Here is a 9,929-nt window from a genome sequence, read left to right as displayed (position 1 = left end):
TTGCTGACGAGCTGGATACTCTGGGCGTTCGCGTTGCTAACCTGGAAAAGAAAGCTGATGCTGTAAAGATTACCGGCGAAGTTCGTTATCATTACACTGATAATGGCGGCGATGACAAAGCTAATGGCAGCAAACTGCGTTCTCGTATTTGGTTTACTGGTGCTATTAACGAAGACTGGACTTATACCGGTATGATTCAAAACGAACAAGATTTGTATCATGACAACGCTGGTGATGAAGACACCAAATTCCAACGTGCTTACATCAACGGTAAACTTGGCGGACTCAAAGTACAAGCTGGTCGTTACAACTTGAACTTAGTTGATGGTAATGTATACGATAACCGTTTTGATGGCATCCAAGTTACTTATGGCAAGGATGTAAAAATCGTAGCTGGTTACGGCAAAGCTGACCAGACTGTAGAAGCTTCTACTTACAAAGCAGCTGACGATGCTTTTGTTAATAATAATCCTAATGCTGACACCACTTATTATGCAACCGTATCCGGTAATGTTGGTGCTTTGGAACTGCACGGCGGCTACTATGCATTCGATTATGAAAAATATGCAGATGATAATGGAGCTGGCAAAGCTTGGAAAACTAAGATTGACGACGATCGCGACATTTGGAACATCGGTGCTGAATATGCATTTGATAAGAATGTAAAACTGCGTTTTGATTATCTGAGCGGCGATGATGATGCTGCTAAAGGCGATGACGACGGTTATGTAGCAAAATTGTCCTACAAAGGCGCTAAAGCTTCTCAACCTGGTTCTTGGGGCTTAGTTGCTCGTTACTATGATATGGGTCAAGCTGCTTATATTGACCATACCATGAACGGTTATGGCGACAGCTACAACAATGTTACTTCTCAAGGCTTCAAGGGTTACAGCGTATTTGCTAACTATGCATTCGCTAAGAACATTGTTGGCCAAGTTGAATGGTATGACCTGGAATCCAAAGAAGGCAGCAAAGATGTAAGCACCCTTTGGAGCCAAGTAGTATTCACTTTCTAATCTAACCCTTAGACAAGTTAATACTTCTCAAAAATTTAGGGACGGCTGAGGTCGTCCCTTTTTTTGATGATTGCTTTTGGTATTCTTGTAGCCAACATTATTTCGCCTTGTAAGTAATTTTACTTCAAAAATTTGGGCCTTTGCCAAAAGCTGTGGTCGGCGCTCTAACGTTTGTGTGGTGGGCGCTTTTGCAAGACTGTGGTTTCGCTTTGTCAGTTGTGTGGTTGCGCTTTTGCAAAGTCTGTGGCCTATGCCAAAATCATCATCCGACGAATTTGGCATAGACCATTTTTATTTATAAACTAAAAGTATCGTTTGGATTTAGACAGTACAATAATCTGTTTCTTGTTCTTTTAAAATTTTTAAGGCCGTTAGCGTTAAAAATAATCTTTTCTATCAGTCTGTTCTTAGATTCCATAAAGCTATTATTTATTCGTCGCCCATTAATCAAGGTAAAGAAATTTATAATCTCATTATGGCAATTTTTTAGTAAGCTGTAAAATTCATTTTGCGAGGAGGCGATATGTATGAATTTACTAGCTGTTGCGGCAAATATAGAGCAGGAGTTGGCGGAGCTGCAAAAGTTTACTGCTACTCCGGGTGCAGGCGTTACGCGGCTGCCCTATACGAAGGAAGCCAAGGATGCTTGTGCTTATTTAAGCCAGCTGATGACAGAGGCGGGCCTGCATGTGCGATTGGATAATTCCGGCGCGGTAATAGGGCGTTTGGAGGGACTTGTTCCTGAAACGATTATGATTGGCTCGCATTACGATTCGGTAAAGCACGGTGGAGCCTACGACGGTATCGCCGGTGTGGTGTGCGCTATTGAGGCAGCGCGTGCATTACAGCGGCAGCAGTCGCAGCCCTATTATTCGTTAGAAGTTATCGCAACTAACGACGAAGAAGGCGCGCGCTTTCACGCAGGCTTGTTTACGGGCAAGGTATTAGCAGGGCAGCTGAGCGTTGCTGATATCAAAGCTTTGGTAGATGCCGACGGCGTTAGCGTTTATCAGGCTATGGCTGACTTTGGCCTGCAGCCGGAGGAAATAGCAGGTCATCGTCGGACGGATATTTCAGCTTTTTTGGAAATACACATCGAACAAGGACCTGTGTTGGAAGCTGCTGGTAAGCAACTGGGTATAGTTGACGTTATTGTGGGGATTAAGCGAGCTCTGGTAACTGTTTACGGTCAGGCCGATCATGCCGGAACTATGCCGATGCATATGCGAAAGGATGCTTTGGAATTGGCGGCTAAGGCAATCAGCAAAATTGGCGACAGAGCGCGCCGCTATCCTGGCAGCGTAGCGACAGTAGGATTTTTGCAGGTGGAGCCTAACGTAATGAATATCATTCCGCAGCAGGTTGCGTTTACTGTGGATATTCGCGGCGTTGACGCCATAGCTATACAGGAGCAGTATGAAATGCTGACGGCAGATGTGCAGCGCTTGGCAGACGCTATGCAAATGAAGGTTACCGTGGAGGAGCTGCTGACGGAGCAGCCTGTTTTTATGGATGGCGGTATAAAAAAACAGCTGGAAGCCAGCTGCTTGCGGCGAGGATTCAGTTATATGTATTTGCCCAGCGGCGCAGGTCACGATGCGCAGATATTTGGCGGGCGTATGCCTGCGGCTATGCTGTTCGTTCCCAGCGAGGGCGGGCGCAGCCATTGCCCGGAAGAACGCAGCAGCGCGCAGGATTTGGCTGCCGCAACGCAAGTTTTGTATGATACTTTGCTGGCATTGAACGAAAAGCACGCTTTTAGTGAGTAGCATAAAAGCTTTTGGTTTTGTGAAAATTACTGAGGAGGGCGGCAGTTTATGAGAGAAATTACGGCTGACGAGGTTTTTAAGCTGCGGGAATGCTTGGAGGCCTTGGCCGCTTATCATAATGAAGTATCGCATAATTTTAAAGGGCTTTACCCCAACCGCCAGCATGACGTAACATTAGATATGTTCGCCGAAGCTCTGCGTTCACAGAGCTCACGGATTGCGGTGGTTGAGGACGGACAGCGTGTGCTTGGCTTTTGCAAGGTAGACGTGGCCAATAGACGCGGCAAAATAGATTATCTTGTGGTTTTGCCGGAGTTTCGCCGCAAAGGATATGGCAGGGCGCTGATGGATTGGGCCATGGCAGTGCTGCGCCAGCAAAACGCAGAGCAGATAGAAGTGAAGGTTGTGGACGGCAACGACGACGCCGTTCGTTTATACGAAAGCTATGGCTTTCAGGTCAATGCCAAAATTTTATTGAGGAGAATGTAAATAGTATGACCGTAAAAGCAAAAGCGCAGGCCGCGAAGCCTGCGCTTTTGTGATTTAATTTTAGAATGTTACCGGCGTGCCGTAATAAGCGCACAGCAGTACTTGCTTCATTTGCTCATTGTCGATAGGACGCGGGTTGGAGCTGGTGCAGGGATCAAGCACTGCATTAGCGGCAATAGCGTCGGCGTTTTCCAGCAGCAGCTCTTCGCTGACGCCGTTGTCCTTATAGGTTTGAGCGATGCCTAGCTTTTGGTTGAGCCCTTTAATGGAATCTACCAACGCGGCAGTCAGCTGCTCGTCCGTAGCGCCGGGCAGGCCGATGCGGCGGGCAATTTCTGCATAACGTGCGCCGCAGGCTTTAGCGTTATATTCGATAACCGACGGCAGCAGTATAGCGTTGCAGCAGCCGTGGGGAATATGGAAAACGGCGCCGGTTTTATGAGCCAGACTGTGGGCAATGCCCAGCAAAGCGTTGGAGAAGGCCATGCCTGCCAGACACTGAGCGATATGCATTTTATCGCGGGCCGCTTTATCGCCGTAGTAGCTGGCTACCAGGCTGTCGTAAATATCGCTGATGGCCTGCAGTGCCAGCGCGTCCGAGAATTTGCTGCGGGCGGTGGCTACGTAGGCTTCGATAGCGTGGGTTAAAGCGTCCATGCCGGTGTGAGCCGTTAATGTCTTGGGCATGGTCAGCGGGATATCCGTATCTAAAATGGCGATATCCGGCGTGATTTCAAAATCTGCCAGCGGATATTTGATGTTGGATTTATAATCAGTAATTACCGAGAAGGCTGTAACCTCCGTAGCGGTGCCGCTGGTGGAGGGAATAGCTACAAAAATCGCTTTATTGCGCAGCTTGGGAATAGTGAAGGGGTCCTTGATATCGTCAAAGGTTTTGTCCGGATGCTCGTAAAATACCCACATAGCTTTCGCTGCGTCGATGGGCGAGCCGCCGCCGATGGCGATAATTACGTCGGGCTCAAAGGCACGCATGGCTGCCGCGCCCTTAAAAACAGTATCTATGGACGGATCGGGTTCGATGCCGTCAAACAATTGGGTTTCTATGCCGATGCCGTGCAGCACGTCGGCTACCTTTTGCAAAAAACCGCCGCGTTTCATCGAGCTGCCGCCGGTCAGAATCATCGCTTTTTTGTGTCCTGCCAAAACTTTCAGCTCAGCAATAGCGCCGGGTCCGTAATAAATATCGCGTGGTAAAGTAAATCTAGCCATGGTGCACCTCCTAAAATATGCTGGTAAGAAAAGATTTCTTATGTTTTTATTTTACCACTATCAAGACTTTTTAGGAAGAGATTGCATCTGCGAATCTTTACGCAAAAGTGATATTATTAAGAATTTTTAGTGAACTGCCAGCTGCTGGCGTTTAATCTTCGGGCAGGCAGATTTGTACGCCGCAGGTGCTGACGTAATCTGGCGGGCAAAGATTGGCCTGGCTTCACAGCAGCATTTGATTCAGGCTACGGCGGGCTGTACTCATCACGCCTGCAAATTCTGTACGCTGTATGACGAGCTGCCGTTTAAATTTCGTATGTCGCCTTTAAGCGAAGTAGAGGAGGATTTGGCTGAGGCAGATGAAAAAAGTCTGCGCGATTATCGTGTGCATCTCAAGCATTTATAAGCTGAAACTGCCTTACAGTGCTGCGTATTGCACTGCGTAGCCGGACTGAGCCAGCAGCTTTTCCAAAGCGCTGCAGGACAGCCAAACGGTTTGCGTATTGCCGTCCAAGGGTATGGCTACGGTTCTTCCTTGCAGCGCTGCGTCGAAAACTACGGCGATAGGCTGGCTGCTGCCAAGCAAGGCGAGGGGAGTTACCGCTCCCGGCGTTACGTCCAGCATAGCTTGTACGTCCTGCGCCGCCGCCATTGTGAGGCGGCGTGATTGCAGCAGCGCGCGCAGCCGCTTTAAATCAAGGCGCTTATCCAAGGGCAGTACCGCTAAATAAAAGCTTTGACGCTTAGCGTCAGTGATAAAAAGGCTTTTGGCTGCCGCTTCTATTTCCGGCAGACCAAGGGCCAAGCCTTCGGCTACCGTGTAAATAGGCCGGTGCTGGCGCACTGTGCAGGGGATGTGCTGCCGCTCTAAAAGCTCTAGCAGCTGATTGGCGTTCATTTGCATAAAGACCTCCATATAAGAAAAAGGTTAGGCGCACCGTCGGGCGGCGTTCCTAACCTTTTGTTAATTAATGCTGCGGTTCATAGGGCTGATGCATCAGCTCTTCATCTTCAAAATAATTGATGCGCATAGCGGCGCGCACATCGTGCAGCGTGTCGGCTGCGGCTGCGGCTGCGGTTTCGCTGCCCTTGCGCAGAATTTCGTAAACCTCGGGAATACGCTGTTCCCACATATGGCGGCGCTCACGGATGGGCGCCAGCTCTTCTTCCAATACTTTGTTGAGGAATTTCTTTACCTTAACGTCGCCTAAACCTCCGCGCTGGTAATGAGCCTTGAGCTCGTCCAGGCTTTGATAATCGGGCAGATATTTGGCGAAATGCTCAGGACGGCAGAAGGCGTCCAGATAAGTAAAGACGCAGTTGCCTTCAATCTTGCCGGGGTCCTCTACGCGGATATGGTCGGGGTCGGTGTACATGGACATGATTTTTTTCTTGACCTCGGCGGGAGAATCGCTTAAGTAAATGCAGTTGCCCAGGGATTTGCTCATCTTGGCTTTGCCGTCGATGCCGGGCAGACGCATGCAGGCGTCGTTGCTGGGCAGCACGATTTCAGGCATGGTCAGGGTTTCGCCGTAAACGGAATTAAATTTATGCACAATTTCCTTGCATTGCTCCAGCATGGGCATCTGGTCCTCGCCAACGGGAACGGTGGTGGCGCGGAAGGCGGTGATGTCGGCTGCCTGGCTGATGGGATAAACGAAGAAGCCTACGGGAATGCTTGCTTCAAAGTTGCGCATCTTGATTTCTGTTTTTACGGTCGGGTTGCGCTGTACGCGGGATACTGTGACCAGATTCATATAGTAAAAGGTCAGCTCCGTAAGCTGCGGCACCATGGACTGGACGAAAATCGTAGTCTTGGCAGGGTCCAGGCCGCAGGCCAGATAGTCCAGCGCTACCTCGATAATATTTTTGCGGACTTTTTCCGGATGCTCCGCATTGTCCGTCAATGCCTGAGCGTCGGCAATCATAATATATACTTTATCAAATTCGCCGGAATTTTGCAGGCGCACGCGTTCGCGCAAAGAGCCTACATAGTGGCCTACATGCAGCCGGCCGGTGGGGCGGTCGCCGGTCAGGATAATTTTTTCTGCCATATCTCTATACCTCCAGGTGCTGTGAAGCTGGCGGCTCGCCGTCAGCAAAATAATCTACCTTTAATTATACCTTTACTGGCAAGGGCTGTCAATGTAAGCCGCTGCTGCCGTGGCGAAAGAAAAAGACCGTCCCCGCATAAGCGGGGACGGCCGCGGTTTATTTAGCAAATAAGGCGTAATAGCCGTTGGCGAAGATGTAGAGTACGACCAAAGGCAGAATATAGGTCGCGTAAAGGCGTATCCATTTGGGGAAGCGCACGCCCTCGCCCGTATCCGCTTCGGCGATGAATTTATCCCAGCCCCAGCCGTAGCGGCTGGTACAAAAGGTGAGGTACACCAGACTGCCTAAGGGCAGCAGATTATTGCTGACTAAAAAATCCTCCAGATCCAGCACGCAGCTGCCTGCTCCCAGCGGCTGAAAGCCGCTCCATTTATTGAAGCCCAGCACGCAGGGCAGGGACAGCAGAATGATAGCGACGATATTATAGCGGATAACGCGCTTGCGTTCCCAACCGGTGAGGTCGCAAATGCAGGAGGTAATATTTTCAAATACGGCGATAACGGTGGACATGGCTGCAAAAAGCATGAACAGGAAAAAGAGCGTGCCCCAGATACGGCCGCCGCTCATGGCATTGAACACGTTGGGCAGCGTTACAAAAAGCAGATTGGGGCCGCTGCCGGGATTGATGCCGAAGCTGAAGCAGGCCGGAAAAATTATCAGGCCGGAAATAATAGCGACCATGGTATCCAATGCCATAATCCACATAGCCTCGCCGGTCAGCCGCTGCTCCTTACCAATATAGCTGCCGAAAATTGCCAGCGCGCCGATGCCCAGGCTGAGGGTAAAGAAGGATTGTCCCATGGCGGCGAATACTACCTCGCGGACGCCGTGCTCCATAACTTTATTGAAATCGGGGTAAAGATAATATTTCAGACCTTCGGCGCTATTGGGCAGCGTCACGGAATTGATTGCCAGAATTACCATAAGAATCAGCAGGCAGGCCATCATGTTTTTAGTGATGCGCTCTACGCCTGCCTTGACGCCTAAGTAGCACACGCCGAAGCACAGCAGTACGATAATTATCATGTTGATGGCCATGGTCAGCGGGTCGTTCAGCAGCGCGCCGAAAACCTGGCCTACGCCGTCGGCGTCCAGTCCGACAAAGCCGCCTACGGTCATTTTATAGAAGTAGTACAGCATCCAGCCGGAAACGGTGGTGTAGAACATCATCAGAATGACGTTGCCTGCGATAGCGCCGTATTTATACCAATGCCATTTGCTGCCGGGAGGCTCCAGCACGTCGAAGGATTTGGCGGCGCTGCGCACGCTGGCGCGGCCTACGGCAAATTCGGCTACCATAATGGGCAGGCCCAAAAGCAGCAGGAAGCACAGATAAATAAGCACGAAGGAAGCGCCGCCGTAAAGCCCGGTAATGTAAGGAAAACGCCACACATTACCTAAGCCGATGGCGCAGCCGGCAGAAATCAGGATAAAGCTGATTCTGGAAGAAAAATTTTCACGTTCCACAAAAGCCACCCGTTATTTCTTCTCTTCTGCTGCGGGAGCCTGTTCAGGAGCTTTATAAGGCGTCAGCGTCAGGTCGGTCATTTTGTTTTGCTTATCGAAGATGAATTGCATGGTTACAATGTTTTCTTTAGTGAAGGAGCCTACATAGGTAACGCTGTCTGCTTGGTCGAAACGTTGGAAGGCAAAAAATTTAGCTTCTTTAAGAGTACCAAATTTTTCTTTAGCAGCTTTTTGCAGCGCAGTGAAGCCCTTTTCGCCCATGTTTTGATCTAGCGCTTTGCTGAGCATGGGCAGCAGAGCGGAATATTCGGGGACGGGAGCGCCGTTTAAAGCGTCAATAACGACCTCTACGGCTTTCTGCTGTTTGTTTAAATCGCCGCCGTCGGCAGCAAAGCACAGGCTGCTGCCTGCTACGGTCAATGCCAGAGTCAGCAGCATAATTAATTTTTTCATAGGGATGCACCTCTTTCGCTAATGTTTAAAACTGTATATTATATCATAAGCTTTTTCGCAGCAATAGTAAAGTAGCGCTTATAAATAATTTTGGCACAGCGGCTGCATTTATGACTTTTTTGTGTTTTTTCGTTTTGCTGCCAGTAAACGTGTTATACTACAGGTAAGTAAAGGAGGTTTTACCATGTATAAATTAAAACGTTTATGTTTGGCTCTTTTAGTTGTCTGCCTGACTATGCTGGGCAGCGTCGGCGCTTTGGCGGCGGAGAACGACGGCAACCGTGTGACTGTCAGCGCTAATGCCGTCATGGAGGTTGCTCCCGATACGGCGTATCTGTATTTTACCGTGGAGGGGCGCGGCGCTAAGGCTGATGACGCCGTGGGACAGGCAGCCAATAAGATGGAAGTGGTACGGCGCTCTCTTTTGGGATTGAATATTGTGGGCGAGAACGTAAGCACCACTAATTACAGTATGGACCGCAGTTACGACAGCAAGGGCCGTCCGGACGGCTATGTGGTTTCTAATTCCGTGCGCGTTAAGGTGACGGACGTGAGCAAGGTGGGCGACGTTATCGACAGGATAAGCGGCGCAGGCGTGGACCACATTAGCAACGTCAGCTTCACCGTGAGCAATAAGGAAGTATACAGCAGCCAGCTTTTAGCGCAGGCTGTAGAAAACGGCCGGCAGCAGGCGGCGGTTGTGGCCAACGCCGGCGGCAGAACGCTGGGAACATTGTTGGCCGCCACTATTTACAATGTCAGCGGCTTTGAAAGAAATATTGCCAACGCCGGTAATATGCTGCTCAAGGCTTCGGCGGACATGGCCGCCAGCGAAGCAACCCGCATCGAAACGCAGAATATTAAACTGACCGCTTCGGTGCAGACTATCTTTAGCCTGCAATAAGGCTTGCGGCCTGCGCGTCTACTGCTTTTTCGGCAGCTTATAGGCCCGCAGGGCTTCCAGCAGCTCCTGACTGCCTGCGGGATGGGTTGTGCACAGCTTTTTGAGGGCGGCGAAATTTTTCAGCTCCACGCCCCACAGGAAGCAGTCGGCGTCGTCATAGGCTGCCGCAACGATAAAGCCTTTTTCGTTGACCGGAGTTTTGCCTAAATCGTCGGTGAGCATAATATAAGCGTCGCCGAAATCCATTCCGTAAACAGTAATATTTTCTTCGGGAGTAACGTCCTCCCAAAAGCCTAATTTGTCAAAATCAGCAGCAGTAAGCATGATGCACCAGCCTTTCTGTAATAATGCTTTGCTACTATTATACTCGTTTCTGAGATTGCAGACAAATTCTTTAGCGTGAAAACTGAAAATTGTTCAGCAGCTCTCGCCGGAAGCTTTCCTGCGAGGGCTGTTTTTCTTCAGCGTTTTACAGGCTGCCCGGCA

10 protein-coding genes and 1 pseudogene are annotated in these 9,929 nt (G+C 49.8%); 5 read left to right on the top strand and 6 right to left on the bottom strand.

Features of this window, described 5'->3' with window-relative positions; genetic code table 11:
- The 3 genes from QZ105_RS04625 to QZ105_RS04615 form a co-directional block, all read left to right on the top strand.
- Positions 1-1,016 (top strand): hypothetical protein (locus QZ105_RS04625; RefSeq protein ID WP_293728688.1); only part of this gene is annotated, 1,016 nt, incomplete at its 5' end.
- A 527-nt stretch (positions 1,017-1,543) separates the two neighbouring features.
- Complete coding sequence (locus QZ105_RS04620; RefSeq protein WP_293728687.1) at positions 1,544-2,785, top strand: M20 family metallo-hydrolase; 1,242 nt, start codon at positions 1,544-1,546, stop codon at positions 2,783-2,785.
- Between the two features lie 48 nt (positions 2,786-2,833).
- Positions 2,834-3,274, top strand: coding sequence for a GNAT family N-acetyltransferase (locus tag QZ105_RS04615; RefSeq protein WP_293728686.1), 441 nt, complete (start codon positions 2,834-2,836; stop codon positions 3,272-3,274).
- A gap of 60 nt (positions 3,275-3,334) precedes the next feature.
- Here the strand turns inward: QZ105_RS04615 and QZ105_RS04610 are convergent, their stop codons facing one another.
- Complete coding sequence (locus QZ105_RS04610; protein WP_293728685.1) at positions 3,335-4,504, bottom strand: iron-containing alcohol dehydrogenase; 1,170 nt, start codon at positions 4,502-4,504, stop codon at positions 3,335-3,337.
- Positions 4,505-4,700: 196 nt separating this feature from the next.
- On the opposite strand from QZ105_RS04610, the pseudogene QZ105_RS04605 reads away from it, so the two are divergent.
- Positions 4,701-4,862 (top strand): annotated as a pseudogene (locus QZ105_RS04605) (radical SAM protein); the annotation flags it as partial.
- A 60-nt stretch (positions 4,863-4,922) separates the two neighbouring features.
- Here the strand turns inward: QZ105_RS04605 and QZ105_RS04600 are convergent.
- The 4 genes from QZ105_RS04600 to QZ105_RS04585 all read right to left on the bottom strand — a co-directional run bounded on the left by QZ105_RS04600 (position 4,923) and on the right by QZ105_RS04585 (position 8,539).
- Entirely contained in the window at positions 4,923-5,408 is a 486-nt protein-coding gene (locus QZ105_RS04600; protein WP_293728683.1) for a YbaK/EbsC family protein, read from the bottom strand.
- A 64-nt stretch (positions 5,409-5,472) separates the two neighbouring features.
- Entirely contained in the window at positions 5,473-6,558 is a 1,086-nt protein-coding gene (gene trpS / locus QZ105_RS04595; protein ID WP_293728682.1) for a tryptophan--tRNA ligase, read from the bottom strand.
- 157 nt (positions 6,559-6,715) lie between these two features.
- A complete protein-coding gene (locus tag QZ105_RS04590; protein WP_293728681.1) occupies positions 6,716-8,086 on the bottom strand; it encodes a sodium-dependent transporter in 1,371 nt (456 codons plus the stop codon).
- Positions 8,087-8,098: 12 nt separating this feature from the next.
- Entirely contained in the window at positions 8,099-8,539 is a 441-nt protein-coding gene (locus tag QZ105_RS04585; RefSeq protein ID WP_293728680.1) for a DUF3887 domain-containing protein, read from the bottom strand.
- 184 nt (positions 8,540-8,723) lie between these two features.
- Here QZ105_RS04585 and QZ105_RS04580 point away from each other — a divergent pair, with 184 nt between their 5' ends.
- On the top strand, positions 8,724-9,443 hold the full coding sequence (locus QZ105_RS04580; protein WP_293728679.1) for an SIMPL domain-containing protein: 720 nt from the start codon (positions 8,724-8,726) through the stop codon (positions 9,441-9,443).
- Between the two features lie 18 nt (positions 9,444-9,461).
- Here QZ105_RS04580 and QZ105_RS04575 read toward each other — a convergent pair whose 3' ends face one another.
- Positions 9,462-9,767: a hypothetical protein gene (locus tag QZ105_RS04575; RefSeq protein WP_293728678.1), complete on the bottom strand. Its 306-nt coding sequence runs from the start codon at positions 9,765-9,767 to the stop codon at positions 9,462-9,464.
- Between the last annotated feature and the right edge of the window lie 162 nt (positions 9,768-9,929).

Origin of the sequence: uncultured Phascolarctobacterium sp. (genome assembly GCF_905212365.1) — a bacterium.
GTDB lineage: Bacteria > Bacillota > Negativicutes > Acidaminococcales > Acidaminococcaceae > Phascolarctobacterium_A.
Note: the sequence above shows the minus strand (reverse complement) of the source record. Positions and strands in the feature narration are given on the sequence as shown.

Coding starts and splice junctions, on each gene's coding strand:
- QZ105_RS04620 (WP_293728687.1), top strand. CDS start 1,544: ATGAATTTACTAGCTGTTGCGGCAAATATAGAGCAGGAGTTGGCGGAG.
- QZ105_RS04615 (WP_293728686.1), top strand. CDS start 2,834: ATGAGAGAAATTACGGCTGACGAGGTTTTTAAGCTGCGGGAATGCTTG.
- QZ105_RS04610 (WP_293728685.1), bottom strand. CDS start 4,504: ATGGCTAGATTTACTTTACCACGCGATATTTATTACGGACCCGGCGCT.
- QZ105_RS04600 (WP_293728683.1), bottom strand. CDS start 5,408: ATGCAAATGAACGCCAATCAGCTGCTAGAGCTTTTAGAGCGGCAGCAC.
- trpS (WP_293728682.1), bottom strand. CDS start 6,558: ATGGCAGAAAAAATTATCCTGACCGGCGACCGCCCCACCGGCCGGCTG.
- QZ105_RS04585 (WP_293728680.1), bottom strand. CDS start 8,539: ATGAAAAAATTAATTATGCTGCTGACTCTGGCATTGACCGTAGCAGGC.
- QZ105_RS04580 (WP_293728679.1), top strand. CDS start 8,724: ATGTATAAATTAAAACGTTTATGTTTGGCTCTTTTAGTTGTCTGCCTG.
- QZ105_RS04575 (WP_293728678.1), bottom strand. CDS start 9,767: ATGCTTACTGCTGCTGATTTTGACAAATTAGGCTTTTGGGAGGACGTT.